Source organism: Rahnella perminowiae (assembly GCF_019049755.1).
Lineage (GTDB): Bacteria > Pseudomonadota > Gammaproteobacteria > Enterobacterales > Enterobacteriaceae > Rahnella > Rahnella perminowiae.
Genome location: NZ_JAFMOS010000547.1, coordinates 1 through 17,338, shown reverse-complemented (window position 1 = coordinate 17,338; position 17,338 = coordinate 1). Strand labels below are relative to the sequence as shown.

Annotated in this window: 17 protein-coding genes; 8 read left to right on the top strand and 9 right to left on the bottom strand. The window is 54.0% G+C overall.

What is annotated here, in order from left to right; translation table 11 throughout:
• The 4 genes from J1785_RS13465 to J1785_RS13450 all read right to left on the bottom strand — a co-directional run.
• Positions 1-464, bottom strand: a 464-nt coding sequence (locus tag J1785_RS13465; RefSeq protein ID WP_238483216.1) for an isochorismatase family protein, incomplete at its 3' end; no start/stop codon positions are given.
• A gap of 62 nt (positions 465-526) precedes the next feature.
• On the bottom strand, positions 527-895 hold the full coding sequence (locus tag J1785_RS13460) for a VF530 family protein (RefSeq protein WP_217219558.1): 369 nt from the start codon (positions 893-895) through the stop codon (positions 527-529).
• A 133-nt stretch (positions 896-1,028) separates the two neighbouring features.
• Positions 1,029-3,035 (bottom strand): excinuclease ABC subunit UvrB, encoded by a 2,007-nt coding sequence (gene uvrB / locus J1785_RS13455; protein WP_129951967.1) that lies wholly within the window; start codon positions 3,033-3,035, stop codon positions 1,029-1,031.
• Positions 3,036-3,625: 590 nt separating this feature from the next.
• On the bottom strand, positions 3,626-3,841 hold the full coding sequence (locus tag J1785_RS13450; protein ID WP_129951968.1) for a hypothetical protein: 216 nt from the start codon (positions 3,839-3,841) through the stop codon (positions 3,626-3,628).
• Between the two features lie 348 nt (positions 3,842-4,189).
• On the opposite strand from J1785_RS13450, the gene J1785_RS13445 reads away from it, so the two are divergent.
• A complete protein-coding gene (locus J1785_RS13445) occupies positions 4,190-4,900 on the top strand; it encodes an ABC transporter ATP-binding protein (RefSeq protein ID WP_129951969.1) in 711 nt (236 codons plus the stop codon).
• Positions 4,901-4,904: 4 nt separating this feature from the next.
• On the opposite strand, the gene bioD is transcribed toward J1785_RS13445, so the two are convergent.
• Genes bioD through bioB form a run of 4 tightly spaced genes read right to left on the bottom strand, consistent with a single transcriptional unit; the run spans position 4,905 to position 8,613 of the window.
• The gene (gene bioD, locus J1785_RS13440) at positions 4,905-5,585 is read right to left on the bottom strand and encodes a dethiobiotin synthase (protein WP_129951970.1); all 681 of its coding nucleotides are present in this window, start codon (positions 5,583-5,585) and stop codon (positions 4,905-4,907) included.
• Positions 5,586-5,645: 60 nt separating this feature from the next.
• Positions 5,646-6,437 (bottom strand): malonyl-ACP O-methyltransferase BioC, encoded by a 792-nt coding sequence (gene bioC, locus J1785_RS13435; RefSeq protein ID WP_129951971.1) that lies wholly within the window; start codon positions 6,435-6,437, stop codon positions 5,646-5,648.
• Complete coding sequence (gene bioF / locus J1785_RS13430) at positions 6,421-7,572, bottom strand: 8-amino-7-oxononanoate synthase (RefSeq protein WP_217219556.1); 1,152 nt, start codon at positions 7,570-7,572, stop codon at positions 6,421-6,423. The genes bioC and bioF overlap by 17 nt, the downstream gene beginning before the upstream one ends.
• A 3-nt stretch (positions 7,573-7,575) precedes the next feature.
• Positions 7,576-8,613 carry a biotin synthase BioB gene (bioB, locus tag J1785_RS13425; RefSeq protein ID WP_217159333.1) on the bottom strand — a complete coding sequence of 346 codons (1,038 nt, stop codon included), beginning with the start codon at positions 8,611-8,613 and terminating at the stop codon, positions 7,576-7,578.
• A gap of 180 nt (positions 8,614-8,793) precedes the next feature.
• On the opposite strand from bioB, the gene bioA reads away from it, so the two are divergent.
• The gene (gene bioA, locus J1785_RS13420) at positions 8,794-10,071 is read left to right on the top strand and encodes an adenosylmethionine--8-amino-7-oxononanoate transaminase (RefSeq protein ID WP_217139295.1); all 1,278 of its coding nucleotides are present in this window, start codon (positions 8,794-8,796) and stop codon (positions 10,069-10,071) included.
• On the opposite strand, the gene J1785_RS13415 is transcribed toward bioA, so the two are convergent.
• Positions 10,072-11,025, bottom strand: a complete 954-nt coding sequence (locus J1785_RS13415) for a LysR substrate-binding domain-containing protein (protein WP_217139296.1) — start codon at positions 11,023-11,025, stop codon at positions 10,072-10,074.
• A gap of 154 nt (positions 11,026-11,179) precedes the next feature.
• On the opposite strand from J1785_RS13415, the gene J1785_RS13410 reads away from it, so the two are divergent.
• The 6 genes from J1785_RS13410 (at position 11,180) to J1785_RS13385 (ending at position 17,275) form a co-directional block, all read left to right on the top strand.
• A complete protein-coding gene (locus J1785_RS13410; protein WP_217219555.1) occupies positions 11,180-12,334 on the top strand; it encodes a methionine aminotransferase in 1,155 nt (384 codons plus the stop codon).
• A 41-nt stretch (positions 12,335-12,375) separates the two neighbouring features.
• Positions 12,376-13,155 carry an ABC transporter substrate-binding protein gene (locus J1785_RS13405; protein WP_217219554.1) on the top strand — a complete coding sequence of 260 codons (780 nt, stop codon included), beginning with the start codon at positions 12,376-12,378 and terminating at the stop codon, positions 13,153-13,155.
• A gap of 422 nt (positions 13,156-13,577) precedes the next feature.
• Positions 13,578-14,615 carry an NADP-dependent oxidoreductase gene (locus J1785_RS13400; protein WP_217139298.1) on the top strand — a complete coding sequence of 346 codons (1,038 nt, stop codon included), beginning with the start codon at positions 13,578-13,580 and terminating at the stop codon, positions 14,613-14,615.
• Between the two features lie 41 nt (positions 14,616-14,656).
• Positions 14,657-15,352 carry a type 1 glutamine amidotransferase domain-containing protein gene (locus J1785_RS13395; RefSeq protein ID WP_129951979.1) on the top strand — a complete coding sequence of 232 codons (696 nt, stop codon included), beginning with the start codon at positions 14,657-14,659 and terminating at the stop codon, positions 15,350-15,352.
• A 37-nt stretch (positions 15,353-15,389) separates the two neighbouring features.
• Entirely contained in the window at positions 15,390-15,872 is a 483-nt protein-coding gene (locus J1785_RS13390; protein ID WP_129951980.1) for a kinase inhibitor, read from the top strand.
• 122 nt (positions 15,873-15,994) lie between these two features.
• Positions 15,995-17,275, top strand: a complete 1,281-nt coding sequence (locus J1785_RS13385; RefSeq protein ID WP_129990560.1) for a putative acyl-CoA thioester hydrolase — start codon at positions 15,995-15,997, stop codon at positions 17,273-17,275.
• The last annotated feature ends 63 nt before the right edge of the window (positions 17,276-17,338 follow it).

Sequence of the window (17,338 nt, the reverse complement as noted above, 5' to 3'; positions counted from 1 at the left end):
GTTTTTACCGTTACCGGATTGCCCGGCACGGATAATTCACGCCAGACTTCATTATGTTGCCCGATCAGTTGCTGCGCTGAAACATATGTACGATCGCCAGTGGTATGCGCATCCGACGCGACTGTCACGGCATAACCTTTGCTGGCAGCAACCTTGATGGTGGTATCTACACAATAGTCCGTCGCACAACCGCAGATAGTAAAACCGGTTACGTTCAGTTCTTCCTGCAGAACATGATCGAGGGAGGTGCGGTAGAAAGAATCGCAGGCGGTTTTAGTCACGGAAAGTGCGTCTTCCGGCAGATGTAGCTCCGGCAATACCTGCCAGTATTCACTCCCTTCCGTCATTTCGCCTTCAGCGTGTTGAATGAAGATGACGCGCCCTGCCCGGGCTATCAGTTGATTAATCTGTTCGACCCGTCCGCTGCGGTCATAACGCGGCGAAGCAAATACCCCGTTTTGCATATCTACCACAATAAGAACACGTTGCTCTGACACGAGTTTTCTCCACACAAGAACACGTTGAATTACTTTTTCACCAGCGGATGATTATTCCAGGGGCTGTCGGCTGCAGGTTCGGCGGTACTGACTTTGGTTTTTTGCGGCGCCTGTGCAGACAAGGGGGTGCGGCGCTTGCTGCGGGTCAAATCCGGGCGCAGATGGCCTTCGATAAAATCCAGATATAAGGTTTCCACTTCCTTACGCGCCCAGGGTGTGCGGCGCAGGAACTTCAGGCTGGATTTCACACTCGGGTCACTTTTGAAGCAATTGATATTGACCTGTGAGGCCAGCGCAGGCCAGCCAAAGTTATCCACCAGTGTTGTCAGCAGTTTTTCCAGCGTGACGCCGTGCAGCGGATCTTTCGCTGCGCCAGGGTTTTGTGGTGTATCCGTCATTGGCTCGCTCGTCATTTTAAAATGTCAGGGTGATGATTTACAGGCCGCGCAGTCTATCACTTTTATCCCCGACATACTTCACATTGCCTGTGGGTTGGCTGCGTTCAATCACCCGACTTATTTGGGGACAGCTTTACGAAATCGCAATAAACTGCTCGCGCAATGCATGCAGCTCGTCACGGGTGTTAGCCGCTTCTTCAAACTCCAGATTTTGCGCGTGCGCATACATTTTGCTTTCCAGCTCTTTAATGCGCTGCTCCAGCGCTTTTGGCGTAAGCGATTTGAAGGTCTGCGCCGCTTCGGCATCGCGTTTGTCTTTGTTCTTTTTGGTCTTCGGTTGACCGAGTTGCAGGATGTCGGAGATCTTCTTATTCAGCCCCATCGGCGTGATGCCGTTTTCGAGGTTATACGCTTCCTGTTTGGCGCGACGACGTTCGGTTTCTTCAATGGCACGGGCCATCGAGTGGGTAATTTTATCACCGTAGAGAATCGCTTTACCGTTGAGGTTACGCGCTGCACGGCCGATGGTCTGGATGAGTGAACGTTCAGAACGCAGGAAGCCTTCTTTATCCGCATCCAGAATGGCCACCAGCGACACTTCCGGCATATCCAGCCCTTCGCGCAGCAAGTTGATCCCCACCAGCACGTCAAATTCCCCCAGACGCAAATCGCGGATAATTTCCACACGCTCAACGGTATCGATGTCAGAGTGCAGGTAACGCACCTTCTCGCCGTGTTCTTCCAGATACTCCGTCAAATCCTCGGCCATACGTTTGGTCAGCGTGGTGACCAGCACACGCTCGTTAATCGCGACACGTTTACGGATCTCCGATAACAGGTCATCCACCTGTGTGGTCACCGGCCGTACTTCAATGATCGGATCCAGCAGACCGGTCGGACGCACCACCTGATCGACCACATCGTCACCGGACTTCTCCAGCTCGTATTTCCCCGGCGTGGCTGAGACATAAATACTTTGGGGTGCCAGCGCTTCGAATTCCTCAAAACGCATCGGGCGGTTATCCAGCGCGGAAGGCAGACGGAAACCATATTCCACCAGCGTTTCTTTACGAGAGCGGTCGCCTTTGTACATACCGCCGATTTGCGGAATGGTGACGTGCGATTCATCGACAATCAGCAGGCCGTCAGCCGGAAGATAATCAAACAACGTCGGTGGCGGCTCGCCCGGCCCGCGGCCGGACAGATAACGTGAGTAGTTTTCAATACCGGAGCAATAACCCAACTCATTCATCATTTCGAGATCAAACTGCGTACGCTGGCTGATACGTTGCTCTTCCAGCAGTTTGTTATTGGCAAGCAGCACCTTGCGGCGATCCGCCAGTTCGACCTTGATTTCTTCCATCGCCTGTACAATACGTTCGCGTGGGGTTACGTAGTGCGTTTTAGGGTAAATGGTAAAACGCGGCACTTCATGTTGCACCTGGCCGGTCAGCGGATCAAACAGCGAAAGACGTTCAACTTCCTGATCAAACAGCTCAATGCGCAACGCCAGATCATCCGATTCAGCCGGGAACACATCAATCACTTCGCCACGCACGCGGAAAGTACTGCGCTGGAAAGCCTGATCGTTGCGCGCATATTGCAGCTCTGCCAGGCGACGCAGGATCGAACGCTGATCGATAATCATCCCTTTGGTCAGATGAAGCATCATTTTCAGGTACAAATCCGGATCGCCCAGACCGTATATCGCTGAAACAGAAGCCACCACAATGACATCACGTCGTTCGAGCAGAGCTTTGGTGGCAGAAAGGCGCATCTGCTCGATGTGTTCGTTCACCGAGGCGTCTTTTTCGATAAAAGTATCTGAACTTGGGACATACGCCTCTGGCTGATAATAGTCATAGTAAGAGACGAAATATTCGACGGCGTTTTCCGGGAAGAATTCTTTCATCTCACCGTATAACTGCGCGGCCAGCGTTTTGTTGGGCGCCAGTACCATCGTCGGACGGTTCAGATCCGCAATCACATTCGCCACGGTAAAGGTTTTGCCCGAACCGGTGACCCCGAGCAATGTCTGGTGCGCCAGCCCGTTCTCCAGCCCTTCTTCCAGACGGCGTATCGCCTCTGGCTGATCGCCGGACGGTTTAAATTCGGAATGCAGTTTGAACACTTTACTCATGACGGGCTACCTGACTGAAATGGGAACGCATAGGGCCGTGCGCGCTGTACGGGTGAACAGTTTGCGGAAAAATAGTATGAAAGACTTCGCGATTTTTGCCAGCCCTGATTTTACCTTCGCTATAATACTGTATATAAAACCAGCTTCCAACCGATAAAGAATGTTTGCGTTTAACCTGCTGGCGCTGCTGCACTTTTTTAGGATATGAAAGATGAGATCTCTCACCATCAGGTGACATTTTTTCCCAAAATTCTTTCCCCTTCCGCTTTCTGACCACAGGCTGACGAAGATTGACACAACTATGACGAACGAATTACGACTGTATTGCTTTTAGGTAACTCATTGATTAAAAAGATTATCACTAAAAAGCTGCGAATACGGGCAAACTGAGCGGAACCCGCATGCTGACTCGTCTGTAGCAACTTTTCTTACTCTCATACACAAGGTTATCCACAGGAATAGTGGATAAGTCTCAGCACGCCCCGCGCTGCGGGAGTTGGTAAAAAACAGGATTTTGCCTCCCGCCGGTCTGAGAGGTCTTTTTTAGTTATTTTTTATCTTTTTTATCTCCTTATTTATGCCTATTTTGCCTAGAGAGTCAGGCTGATGTTTCTTGCAAAAACCAAAAGTGCATCCCGACAGGATTTTTTGCTCATGTTTGTCCATGAGGTTGCACCAAAAGCAGTAAGGGCAGCACTGGCAAAGTGCAGTTCCCTTGATGCCGCACCCTGCGGGGGAAAACTCAAAACCTCAGAAACGCTAATGAATAATCCTAAATTGTAAGGGGCCTGGCTGGTAACACCCATGCAACGCCCCTTTTCCCTGCCGTTTTTACAAACTTGGCCTGAGAGTTGCAACGTCTGTGCATGAAAAGGTTAAGGCAGCCAGAACTGCTTTTTTCACCCCGGCGTAAAAAATGAAGATCTCCCTGTTTTCTGGGGTACAGAATCATTTTTAACGTAGGGAAACCTCTCTTAGCCCCATTTATGACTGGTTAAGGGATATTTATCTGTCATTGATGCTGTCAGATTGTCCGTCAACAAACGGGATTAAATTCTGTCAGGGGCATCAATAGCGGAACATAAATGTCAGAAATATGACAGTGGCCGTCAAAGTGAAGTTCAGCGGAAGGCTCCGTGCGGGAGGGAGATCTGATGTTAAGTGTAAAATCAGTTAATCAGTATTATGGGCAAAAACATATTCTGTGGGATATCAATCTCGAACTGTACCGCGGTCAATGTACCTGCCTGATCGGGCGAAATGGCGTAGGAAAAACCACGCTGGTGAACTGCATCATGGGGCATCTTCCGGTGAAAAGCGGTGCAATTTCCTGGCAATCACGTGATGAAGAACCGCAAAGTCTGCTGAATTTGCCGGTCGAAAGCCGTGCGCAAATGGGTATCGGTTACGTGCCACAAGGACGGCAGATTTTCTCCCAGATGAGCGTCGATGAAAACCTGCAAATTGCTATGATGGCCAGCCGGAATAAGACCCGTCGTGTGCCGGAAGAAGTGTATGACCTTTTTCCGACACTAAAGGAAATGGGAGCGCGCAAAGCCGGTGAACTTGATGAAAGCCAGCAGCAGCAACTGGCAATCAGCCGTGCACTGGTTCAGGAGCCTGAATTACTGATTCTGGATGAACCCACCGAGCATACCAGCGCATCGATGGCGGCGAATATGGGTAATATTATTCACCGCCTGAACCGTGATCTTGGTCTGACATTGTTGCTGGTCGGCCATAAATTGCCGTTCATCCGCAGCGTCGCGGACCGTTTCTGTCTGGTCGATGACGGACGAAACATCGCGCAAGGCACGCTGGCGCAGCTTGACGATACGTTAGTCAAAAATTATCTGACCGTCTGATGTCTCAGCGGGTGAGGCGGTCCAGATCCAGATATTGGCCTAAATTCACGTCCAAACCCTGAGTCAGGTACGGGATCTCGCCCAACAGGGGCGCAGGCAGCATACGCGTGAGCGTCTCTCTGTAAGCCTGATGATGCTTCCCCGTTTCCTGAATGTCATTGGCTATCCAGCCTGCCAGAGGCAAGCCGCTTTGTACAATGGCCTGCGCCGTCAGCACGGCATGGTTAATACAACCGAGCCGCATGCCTACCACTAACACTACCGGCAATTGTTCGGCCACCGCCCAGTCGGCAAACGTGTAATCTGCCGTCAGCGGCGTGTACCAGCCGCCCGCGCCTTCCACCACCACCCAGTCCGCCAGCGGTTCGAGATGACGCAACCCGTCTGATAACACCTGTGGATCAATCGGCCGGTTTTCCAGTTCGCTGACGATATGAGGTGACGTCGGTTCGATAAACGTGCACGGGTTCACTTCGTCATAACGCAGCCCGACAGTGCTGTAAGCCTGCAAGGCCAGCGCATCACTGTTGCGAGGCCCTTCCCCGGTCATTTCACTGCCTGATGCCACCGGTTTATAACCGGCGGTTGTGTGTCCGGCGCATGCAGCAGCCTGTAAAAAAGCAGTGGTCGCCACGGTTTTACCGACTTCAGTGTCGGTGCCGGTAATAAAGTATTTTTTCATCATTTATTTTAATAAAAGTCTGGTGTTGGTTGGCTCCCTCCCCTGCGGCGGGGAGGGCGCCGATCAGCGAGGGATCAGTTCTTCGACCTGCAAAATGCCGTAGACCAGCCGGTAGTTGAGCGGCAGGATGCCGTCGCGGCGGGCATAGTGTTTGTCCAGTAATTGCAGACGTTCCCTGCCACCCAGGCCGCCGAGCCGTCCGTTCTTGATGTGCGTCGCGCCGATGCCTTTCAGCGAACGAAGCAGTGACATGACATCAGGAAATCGGGCAACGTGATCGCTGAACGTCACTTCATGACGATACGGCGCACAGGCTTCAGCGATTTTATCCGGCGTCAGGAACTGATTGACGTGACGCCGGCCATCGACCTTCATCCACGCCGCAGCCAGTTCATTGAGCGAACCTTCTGCCAGGGTAGAAAACAGTACCAGCCCGCCGTTGCGGGTGACCCGGTGCATTTCTTCCAGCGCGCGCGGCAGTGCGTTGCACCACTGCACGGCCAGATTGCTAAAGCAGATGTCGACAGAATTGTCGGCAAACGGCAGACGTTCGATGTCCCCAGGGATATATTCATCGGCTGAATCCAGTTCACGCGCACGGTTCAGCATGCCTTCGGAGAGATCCAGCGCAATGACATTTTTGCCCTGCGCGCGCCAGTACCGGCTGAAGTGGCCGGTGCCGCAACCGGCATCGACGACAATCTTGCCGGAATCTTTCAGATACGGCGCTGCCAGCGCCAGCAATTCCTCACCCACATCACGCTGCAACTGCGCGGCGTTTTCATAGCTGATGGCGGCGCGACTGAACGCATCGGCCACCGCTTGTTTGTTCACTAATTCAGTGACTGCACCCATAAAGGGACTCCAGCAAAAAATCGATATCTTCCGGCTCATGCGCCGCCGTCAGGGTAATGCGCAGCCGCGCACTGCCCGGTGGCACCGTCGGTGGACGGATGGCACTGACCCATAAACCGCGCCCGCGAAGCGCCGAAGCCAGATCCAGCGCGGGCTGATTTTCACCCACAATCACCGGCTGGATCGCCGTTTGCGAACCGGTGAGCTGATAGGGCAAACCGGCGGCACCCGCGCGAAAACGCGCAATATTGGCCGCCAGTTTATCACGCAAGCCGTCATCCTGCCGGACTCGTGCCAGTGACGCCTGTAACGCACACACCTGCGCTGCCGGCATCGATGTGCTGTAAATCAGATGGCGGGCGAACTGCAATAAATAATCGGCAGTAGCATCATCACACAGCACCGCCGCGCCGCAGCAACCGAAAGCTTTTCCGAAGGTGACCACCAGCAGTTCCGGCCTGATGCCCTGCTGCCAGCAACTGCCCCGCCCTTGTTCACCGGTAACACCCACGCCGTGTGCGTCATCGACCATCAGCCAGCTGCCGTGTGCCTGGCATAAATGCTGCAGATCAGCCAGCGGTGCCATGTCGCCGTCCATGCTGAATACGCCTTCGGTCACCACCAGCGTTTCACCGGTTACCGGTTTTTCTAACAGGCGTTGCAGGGAATCCGGCTGATTGTGATGAAAACGGCGCAACAGCGAAGGCGCATGCGCTGCGGCTTCCAGCAAAGACGCATGGCTGAGTTTGTCAGCCAGCACGCGATCATCGCTTTGCATCAGCGCCGCGAGAACCGCCTGATTTGCCGCAAAACCGGAGATAAACAGCAACGCACGCGGATATCCCTGCCAGCCGGCCAGCTGTTGCTCAAACTCTGCATGCGCATCGCTGTAACCAGTGACGTGGCCGGAACCGCCGCTGCCGACACCATATCTCTGCGCGCCCTGCTGCCACGCGGCAATCACGTCTGCGTCCTGACTCAGACCCAGGTAATCGTTACCTGAAAAGTTCAGATAACGCCGTTCGCCCTGCGTCAGGAAGCGTGCGCTGCCGCCCCGGTTTGGCTGCCGTACGCGAAATGCCGCTGCCTGTTTACGCGCGGCTACCGCTTCGTTAATCCGCGTTTGCCAGCTCATCGGTTATACGGCGGCGTTGTAAAACTGGTCGGTATCCGCATGAACCAGCTGTTCAGCCAGCGCGGCCTGCTGCTGGTTATCGCCCATTTCTGTTTCGAATGCCTGCGGGTTAAGCCCCAGTTTGCCGAACAGAATTAAGTCTTTGTCTTCCGCCGGGTTGGGCGTGGTCAGCAGTTTACAGCCGTAGAAGATGGAGTTGGCACCGGCCATAAAGCACATTGCCTGGGTCTGCTCGCTCATCTGCTCACGACCGGCGGACAAACGCACATAAGACTGCGGCATCATGATGCGCGCCACCGCGATGGTGCGGATGAAATCAAACGGATCCACATCGTCGTTATCAGCCAGCGGCGTGCCTTTCACTTTCACCAGCATATTGATCGGCACGCTTTCCGGTGGCACCGGCAGGTTCGCCAGCTGCATCAGTAAACCGGCGCGATCTTTCACGGTTTCGCCCAAACCGACAATCCCGCCGGAGCACACTTTAATGCCCGCGCCGCGCACTTCCGCCAGTGTGTCCAGACGTTCCTGATAGCTGCGGGTGGTAATGATGCTGCCGTAAAATTCCGGCGAGGTATCAAGGTTATGGTTGTAGAAATCCAGCCCGGCGTGCGCCAGACGCTGTGCCTGCGTGGTGTTCAGCGTGCCGAGGGTCATGCAGGTTTCCATGCCCATCTCTTTCACACCCTGCACCATTTGTTCAAGGTAGGGCATGTCGCGGTCATGCGGGTTTTTCCACGCCGCGCCCATGCAGAACCGGGTCGAACCGGCGGCTTTCGCCTGACGGGCAGATTCGAGCACCTGCTCGACTTGCATCAGACGTTCAGACTCCAGCCCGGTTTTGTAACGGGAACTCTGCGGGCAATATTTACAGTCTTCCGGACAGGCACCGGTTTTGATCGACAGCAAGGTACTGACCTGAACCTGACGCGGATCGAAATGCTGACGGTGGATTTGCTGCGCCTCGAACATCAGCTCAAGGAATGGCTTATCGAACAGGGCCTGGGTTTTGTCCAGCGTCCAGTGGGTGCGGGTAGTCATTGATGACTTCTCCAAATAATAATCTGTTACCCCTTCATCCTTCAGGCTGCCTAGATGCAATCAGAATGATTTTGGGCTTGATGTTTTCATAATCCGTAAACCATTTTTAATTTGTTTTGGTTTACCGTCAACGTTAAAATTATTTTTTGGTTTACAACTTACCCCCAGCAGGACTCGTTTATGACACCCGCCGATATTGAATTCGACCAGCGCCACATCTGGCACCCGTATACGTCTATGACCAAACCGCTGCCCGCGTATCCGGTCGAATCCGCATCCGGCGTGATGTTACAACTGGCTGATGGCCGCCAGCTGGTGGACGGTATGTCGTCATGGTGGGCAGCGATCCACGGCTACAACCATCCGCAGCTCAATCAGGCGGCCATCGCACAAATCGGAAAAATGTCACATGTCATGTTTGGCGGGATGACTCACCCGCCGGCGATTGCGTTATCCCGTCGTCTGGTAGAGATGACGCCTGCGGGTCTTGAATGTGTATTTCTGGCAGATTCCGGTTCGGTGGCCGTTGAAGTGGCGCTGAAAATGGCGATGCAATACTGGCAGGCGCGCGGCGAAAAACGGCAGACCTTGCTGACCCTGCGCAATGGTTATCACGGCGACACCTTTGGCGCGATGTCGGTCTGTGATCCGCAAAATTCGATGCACAGTTTGTATCAGGGTTATCTGCCACAGCATCTTTTTGCCGATGCGCCGCAGAGCCGTTTTGACGGTGAATGGAATGAGGCGGATATCGCGCCGTTTGCCAACATGCTGGACGAGAATCACCCCAAAATTGCGGCAGTCATTTTAGAACCGGTGGTTCAGGGCGCGGGCGGAATGCGGATTTATCACCCGCTGTATCTCAAACGCGTACGTAAGTTATGCGATGAATACGGCGTGTTGCTGATTGCTGATGAAATTGCCACCGGTTTTGGCCGTACCGGCAAGCTGTTTGCCTGCGATCACGCCGGGATTTCACCGGATATTCTCTGCCTCGGTAAAGCGCTGACCGGCGGCTATATGACACTCTCCGCCACGCTTACCACCCGCCATGTGGCGCAGGTGATCAGCGACGGCGAGGCCGGATGTTTCATGCATGGCCCGACCTTTATGGGTAATCCGCTGGCCTGCGCGGTCGCCAACGCCAGTCTGCATTTACTGGCGGAAAACCGCTGGCAGGCACAGGTACTGAACATTGAAAAGCAGCTGAATGCCGGGTTGCGGCCACTGGCAGAGCATCCGGCCGTTGCTGACGTACGGGTGCTCGGAGCAATAGGTGTGGTGGAAATGCGCCAGCCGGTAGACATGGCGCGGTTGCAGAAGCATTTCGTCGGGCAGGGAGTGTGGATACGTCCGTTCGGTAAACTGATTTATCTGATGCCACCGTACATCATTTCACCTGAAGAACTGAGCAAACTGACCGGTGCCATCGCCAGCGCCCTGACCACACTGTACTGATTAACCTGTACTGACTAACCGGTGCGAGGTGGACAACAGCGCGCTCAGTTTTTCCCGGCTGAGCCGCGCTTCTTCATTAAGAAAATCAATGGCAACTTTCAGCGCGGGTGTCGGGTTTTCCGGATACAACAGCGTATACGATGCCCCGCTTGCCACACACAGCGGGAACGGCGCAATCACCCTTCCCGCCTGCAAATCATCTTCAATTAATGTCAGATCACCTATCGCAACACCATAGCCCTGTAATGCCGAGTTGATCGCCAGATCCAGCGTATCAAAATGCTGCGATTTCGCCGAAGGCAGCCCCTGCACGCCTTCCTCACGCAGCCACAACAACCAGTCGCGACGATCCCGTGTCGGGTGAAGCAACGTTTTATCGGCCAGATCCGCCACTTCCGTTTTCCCTTCATGACGCGGCAGGAAATCCGGGGTACACACCGGCGTCAGCACTTCGTCAAACAGATGATGCGCGCGGCGCTGTGATTCCGGCTGACGCCCGAACACCACGGCGGCATCAAAATGCTCGTTGCTGAAATCCACGCCGTGGGCAATGGAAGCCGTCAGCTCGATCTGCATATCGGGCCTGTCGTTTTGCAACTGAATCACCCGCGGCAGCAACCAGCGCATGGAACAGGTCGGGCATTTAATGCGTAACGTATCCGGGTGCGAACCGACACGTTTCAGGGCTTCGCCCATCAGCGCCAGCGCCTGTTGTACCGGCGGCAACAGCTGTGCCCCGCGCGGAGTCAGCGTCAGCCCGCGGGCCTGACGTAAAAACAACGGATAACCCAGCGTGGCCTCAAGCCCGGTAATCTGGCGGCTGACCGCGCCTTGTGTAATATGCAACAACGACGCCGCATGCGTCAGATTGAGCGTCTGCGCCACCACAGCAAAGGTTTTCAACACGTTGAGCGAAGGTAAATTCAGATACGGCAATTCAGGAGAAAAACTCACAGTTACCTCGTTAGGCACATCGCATAGCCATGACTTCAGATCATGACGAGTATGACAAACTTTCCATTGTCGGCACAGGGGAACTGTTGCTTAATCATTCAACACCTTTTTTTACCTTGTCATGGCCACACGGCCTGTTTTTTGGGGAAATGCTATGAAAAGCGCCATGTCGCCCCGGTCAAAATTACCTGACGTCGGCACCACTATTTTTACCGTTATCGGCCAGCTCAGCGCCGAACATAACGCACTGAACCTGTCGCAGGGTGCACCGAATTTCTCATGCCAGCCCGCATTAATCGACAGCGTCGCTAAAGCCATGCGCGAAGGTCATAACCAGTACGCGCCTATGAGCGGCGTGGCGGCATTACGCCATGCGCTGTCCGCCAAAGCCGAAGCGCTTTACGGCTGCAAATATGACCCCGACAGCGAAGTGACGGTCATTGCCAGCGCCAGCGAAGGACTGTATTCCGCCATCAGCGCTCTGGTACATCCGGGCGATGAAGTGATTTATTTCGAACCGTCGTTTGACAGCTACGCACCGATCGTCCGTTTACAGGGGGCAAAGCCGGTGGCTATCGGCCTGTCGATGGACGATTTCAGCATCGACTGGGATCAGGTCGCAAACGCGTTCAACAGCCGCACCCGGATGATCATCATTAACAGCCCGCACAACCCGACCGGTGCTATTTTTACGGATGTCGATATCGAACGCCTGACAGCGCTGACTAAAAATACCGATATCGTGATTTTGTCCGATGAAGTGTATGAGCATGTGGTGTTTGACGGCGAGCGCCACGAAAGCATGGCCTGTCATCCGCAACTGGCTGAACGCAGCGTGATTGTGTCGTCTTTTGGCAAAACCTATCACGTCACGGGCTGGCGGGTGGGGTATTGTCTGGCACCGGCAGAGCTGATGGATGAAATCCGCAAAGTCCATCAGTTTATGGTGTTCTCCGCCGACACACCGATGCAGGTGGCCTTTGCCGACGCGCTGGCTGACCCGCAAAGTTATCTGGAACTGGCCGGTTTTTATCAGCAAAAGCGCGACCTGCTGGCCGAAGCCCTCAGCGAATCCCGCTTTGAATTACTGCCAAGCCGTGGCAGTTTCTTTATGCTGGCGCGCTTTAGTCATTTCAGTCCGCTGACGGACGATGAATTTGTGCTGAGCCTGATACGTGATCATCAGATTGCGACCATTCCGCTGTCAGCGTTTTACAGCAATAACAAACCTACCGGGCTTATCCGCCTGAGTTTCGCCAAAGATAACGACACGTTGTACGAAGGCGCACGCCGCCTGTGTCGCGTCTGAGACCGGGTATTTATCTGAATAACGCAGGGGAATTGTGAATAATGAAAAAATTGAAAATCGCATTGCTGTTAGGTTGCGCCGTGGCGTCTTTCTCCGCACTGGCCGACGGTTCCACACTGAAGTTCGGCCTGGAAGCACAATATCCACCGTTTGAATCGAAAAGCGCAACCGGTGAATTACAGGGTTTTGATATTGATCTGGGCAACGCCGTTTGCGCAGCGGCCCGCTTAAAATGCGACTGGTACGATACCTCGTTCGACGGCCTGATTGCAGCATTGCAGGCCCGTAAATTTGATGCGATTAACTCGGCGATGAACGTCACGGAAAAGCGCCGTCAGGCGATTGATTTCACACAAGTCATTTACCGCGTACCGACAAAACTGATCGCCAAAAAAGATTCCGGCCTGCTGCCGACAACTGAGTCACTGAAAGGCAAGCATATCGGCGTATTGCAGGGTTCGATTCAGGAAAGTTATGCGCAGGCGCACTGGGCACCGAAAGGCGTGGATATCGTTTCTTATCAGGATCAGAACCAGGTGTATCTGGATCTGTCATCCGGCCGCCTTGATGGCACGTTAGTGCTGGCGCCGGCCGGTCAGAGCGGTTTCCTGTCGCGTCCGGACGGTAAAGATTATGGCTTTGTCGGCGACGCCGTACGTGATGACAAGATCCTCGGCAGCGGCATCGCGTTCGGCCTGCGTAAAGGCGATACCGCGCTGAAAGAGAAACTTGATGCAGCCATCGCTAAGGTGCAGGCAGACGGCGTGGTTAAAGCGCTTTCGAAGAAATACTTTGGTGATATTGATGTGAGCGTAAAATAAAGAAGCTTGTGCTAATGAGCTTTGCTCCTCCCCCTGCGAAAGGGGAAATCGGGTGGAGGTTTTAAGGGCTGACACCCGGCCAAAGCATACTTCAACATTTTGATTTTGATATTAATACTCCACCCCTACCCTCCCCTTCGCAGGGGAGAATACTCAGAATTCCCAATGACTTCTTCGCCAAACGCACCGGCTTGTGGCAATGATTTCTAGTCTTGAGTTGGAAACACGCAGAAAGCTTTCTAAGCTGCCTGTACGGCAGTGAACTGTTGCGTTTTCAGGTTTACTCTTATTTCAGGGAAAAAACCCACGATTTATTCCAACATGGCATAAACCGCTTCGTCCGATGACTGTTTAGCGTCCTATACTTATTCCCAATTACGTTGACTTTGAATCCCCTTATAAGAAAAAAGGAAGGAACTGATATGCCTCAGTCACAATCTGAAAACCGCCGCATCGTGCTGGCTTCACGTCCTCACGGTAAACCTGTCGATGATAACTTTCGTCTGGAAAAAGCCCCGTTACCGCAAGCCAAAGACGGCCAGTTATTGCTGCGCACCGTCTGGTTGTCACTTGATCCGTACATGCGCGGACGCATGAGCGACGCGCCTTCCTACGCCGCACCGGTGCAAATCGGTGAGGTGATGACCGGTGGTGCAGTTTCCCGCGTGGTGGAATCGAAAAATCCGGATTTCAGACCCGGCGATTTAGTGGTCGGCAGAACCGGCTGGCAGGATTATTCCGTTGCCGATGGCCAGGACGTCAAGAAACTGGAAGGGGCAGCACTCAAACAACCGTCCCTCGCACTGGGTGTATTGGGCATGCCGGGTTTTACCGCTTTTATGGGCCTGCTGGATATCGGTGAACCCAAACCGGGCGAAACGCTGGTCGTGGCTGCCGCGACGGGGCCTGTCGGTTCGCTGGTCGGACAGATTGGTAAGATCAAAGGCTGCCGTGTAATCGGGATTGCCGGTGGCGAAGAAAAATGCCGCTATGCGGTTGAGCATTTCGGTTTCGATGAATGCCTGGATCACCGCGCGCCGGATCTGGATAAACGTCTGAAAGCGGCCTGCCCGGAAGGCATTGATGTGTATTTTGAAAATGTCGGTGGCGCGGTGTTTGATGCCGTGTTGCCGCTGCTCAATACCAAAGCACGTATCCCGCTGTGCGGGCTGGTTTCTCAATATAATGCAACCGGTCTGAAAGATGGTCAGGACCGCCTTTCCTTGCTGACCGGCACCATCCTGAAGAAACGCATGCGTATGCAGGGCTTTATTATTTTTGATGATTACGGCCATCGCTATCCGGAATTTGCACAACAGATGAGTGAATGGTTTGAACAGGGGAAAGTCAAATTCCGTGAAGATATCGTGGAAGGATTAGAGAATGCTCCGCAGGCGTTCTTTGGTCTGCTTGAGGGTAAAAACTTTGGCAAACTGGTCGTCCGTGTCGGTCAGGACTGATTTATTCTTAACGTCAGCCGGCAACGTCCACAGGAGGTTACATGAAATTACTGATGGTATTGACATCACACGATAAACTCGGTGAAACCGGTAAGAAAACCGGTTTCTGGCTGGAAGAATTTACTGCGCCTTATTACGAATTTCTGGATGCCGGTGCCGAACTGACGCTGGCTTCGCCGAAAGGCGGACAGCCACCGCTCGATCCGAAAAGCGATGAGCCGGATGCGCAGACCGAAACCACCGAACGTTTCCGTAATGATAAAGATGCACAGAAGGTGCTGGCGAACACGCACAAACTTGCTGATGTTAACGCTGATGACTTCGATGCCATTTTTTATCCGGGCGGTCACGGCCCGTTGTGGGATCTGGCTGAAGACCCGCACTCTATCGCGCTGATCCAGGCATTCTGGGCTGCGGGCAAACCGGTCTCTGCGGTCTGCCACGCACCGGGGGTTTTGCGCAATGTACTGGTGGAGGACGGCACGCCGCTGCTGAAAGACAAGCGCGTGACGGGCTTTAGTAACAGCGAAGAAGACGCGGTCGGGCTGACCGATATCGTGCCTTTTTTGGTCGAGGACGAGCTGAAAAAACATGGCGGTGACTACAGTAAGGCGGCAGACTGGCGGCCTTATTCCATTACCGACGGAAACCTGATCACCGGGCAGAATCCGGCCTCTTCCAGAGCGGTCGCACAGGCATTGCTGAAATTGCTGGGCGGCGGCGGGGCCGGCAAGTAATCTGACCGTGACTATTTCATCATCTGAAGAGGGTTTTATGGCATTTACACTGACCAGTAATGATCTGCGCGATGGCGAAAAAATGCCGGAAACGCAGGTTTTTAACGGCATGGGCTACAACGGTGACAACCTGTCGCCGCATCTGACCTGGTCCGGCGCGCCTGAGGGCACCAAAAGTTTTGTTATCACCTGCTATGATCCGGATGCCCCGACGGGTTCCGGCTGGTGGCATTGGGGCGTCGCCAATATTCCGGCTGACGTGACCGAATTGCCACAAGGTGCAGGCTCCGGCAAAGGCGGTTTACCCGCAGGTGCGGTACAAACCCGCACTGACTTTGGTAAGGCCGGTTATGGCGGCGCAGCCCCTCCGCAGGGCGAACACCATCACTATCATTTCACCGTCTACGCCATCGATACAGAAACGCTGGAAGTCGATGAGAATGCCAGCGGCGCATATCTCGGCTTCAACGTGCACTTCCATACTCTCGGCAAAGCATCACTGACAGTGATATACAGCTGATTCCTGTGGTATAAAAGACGCAGAAAAGGTGGTCAGTTTTTACTGGCCACCGTTTTTTTATTGCGGCGTTTGCTGCAACATTGAAAAAAAGAATAATCTTCTTCATCAAGGAGTCAGTCACAGTGAAAATTTCCACCCTGTCGCGCGCGTGCGCTGTATTGTCTGCCAGTCTTATCCTGGCGGCATGTAGCAGCAGCCATCAAGGCTTATCCAGCCAGGTTGCTCCGGGCACCGCGTCACTGCCCGTGTTATCAGCGGACGAAGCGGCCAATTTTACCACGAAAAATTATCTCGCCTTTGGCGGCCCTTCTTTGCAGGTTCAGCAACAGGGCTGGTTCCCTAAACTGGCAAGCACTGACGGTGTGAAAACCAGTTTCGTGGTGGGCCCGCAGTTAGGCACAGATGGCGCGCAATACTCCAACGTTCAGATGGCGGTAAACGCGGCACTGGCTGTGCGTAACCACGGCGAACGTATCTTCATTAAAATTCTGCCAGGCACGTATAACGGTGCGGTTTACATCCCGGCTGGTGCACCGCCAGTGACCTTATTCGGTGCGGGCAATAGCGCTTCTGATGTTACCCTCGCACAGGGTCTCGAAGCGTCCGCCGCTCCGGCAACATACCGTTCAACCGTCAGCCCTAACGGCCAGTTCCTGCCAGGCGATCGCGCGTACTATATGTTCCGGAACTGTGCCACCCTGACCACTGAAACCATCGGCACTGGCTGTACCGCGACCGTCTGGTCACAAAGCAACGGTGTTCAGATACAGAACCTGACTATTGGTAACGCCCTGCTCGATACCGTGGATGCCGGTGATCATTCTGCCGTTGCGCTGCGTACCGATGGTGACAATGTGATTCTGGATAACGTGCGTCTGATTGGCCGCCAGAATACCTTTATGGTCAATACCGCCAACATCCACAACCAGACTGACAACAACCGTTACAGCCGTGCTTACGTGCATAACAGCCTGATCGTCGGTGATGTGGATTACGTATTTGGCCGCGCTAATGCAGTATTCGATCACGTTGAGTTCCACACTGTCAGCAGCCGTGGCGTGAAACAGGCGTCCATCTTCGCGCCAAACACGCCAGCCGCCGCGCCTTACGGCTTCCTGGTGATCGACAGCAACCTGACCGGTGACCGTGGCTTCGAGCAGGCAGCGAAAGCCAAAATGGGCCGTGCATGGGATGCTGACGGCGCCAGCAGCCAGCTGGTGATCCGTGACAGCAGCTTCGACAACAGCTATGACCAGATGAATCCGTGGGGCGCTTCCGTCTTCTCCGGGCATCCGTTTGTTGGCAATGTGCCGAAAGATGAAAAACAGCAGCGCAACGTGAATGACACTAACTTCAACCGCCTGTGGCAGTACAACAATGTACTGACTCAGCCTGCGAAGTAATTCAGTCTGATGCCATGAAAAAACCGCCGGGGTGGGCCTCCGGCGGTTTTTTTTCGTTCAGCC

What these genes read in the sequence shown, in the direction of transcription:
- bioD (WP_129951970.1), bottom strand. Translation starts at nt 5,585, where the DNA reads ATGATGAAAAAATACTTTATTACCGGCACCGACACTGAAGTCGGTAAA.
- J1785_RS13410 (WP_217219555.1), top strand. Translation starts at nt 11,180, where the DNA reads ATGAAAAGCGCCATGTCGCCCCGGTCAAAATTACCTGACGTCGGCACC.
- J1785_RS13445 (WP_129951969.1), top strand. Translation starts at nt 4,190, where the DNA reads ATGTTAAGTGTAAAATCAGTTAATCAGTATTATGGGCAAAAACATATT.
- J1785_RS13460 (WP_217219558.1), bottom strand. Translation starts at nt 895, where the DNA reads ATGACGGATACACCACAAAACCCTGGCGCAGCGAAAGATCCGCTGCAC.
- bioF (WP_217219556.1), bottom strand. Translation starts at nt 7,572, where the DNA reads ATGAGCTGGCAAACGCGGATTAACGAAGCGGTAGCCGCGCGTAAACAG.
- bioB (WP_217159333.1), bottom strand. Translation starts at nt 8,613, where the DNA reads ATGACTACCCGCACCCACTGGACGCTGGACAAAACCCAGGCCCTGTTC.
- bioC (WP_129951971.1), bottom strand. Translation starts at nt 6,437, where the DNA reads ATGGGTGCAGTCACTGAATTAGTGAACAAACAAGCGGTGGCCGATGCG.
- uvrB (WP_129951967.1), bottom strand. Translation starts at nt 3,035, where the DNA reads ATGAGTAAAGTGTTCAAACTGCATTCCGAATTTAAACCGTCCGGCGAT.
- J1785_RS13390 (WP_129951980.1), top strand. Translation starts at nt 15,390, where the DNA reads ATGGCATTTACACTGACCAGTAATGATCTGCGCGATGGCGAAAAAATG.
- J1785_RS13395 (WP_129951979.1), top strand. Translation starts at nt 14,657, where the DNA reads ATGAAATTACTGATGGTATTGACATCACACGATAAACTCGGTGAAACC.
- J1785_RS13450 (WP_129951968.1), bottom strand. Translation starts at nt 3,841, where the DNA reads ATGGGTGTTACCAGCCAGGCCCCTTACAATTTAGGATTATTCATTAGC.
- J1785_RS13400 (WP_217139298.1), top strand. Translation starts at nt 13,578, where the DNA reads ATGCCTCAGTCACAATCTGAAAACCGCCGCATCGTGCTGGCTTCACGT.
- J1785_RS13405 (WP_217219554.1), top strand. Translation starts at nt 12,376, where the DNA reads ATGAAAAAATTGAAAATCGCATTGCTGTTAGGTTGCGCCGTGGCGTCT.
- bioA (WP_217139295.1), top strand. Translation starts at nt 8,794, where the DNA reads ATGACACCCGCCGATATTGAATTCGACCAGCGCCACATCTGGCACCCG.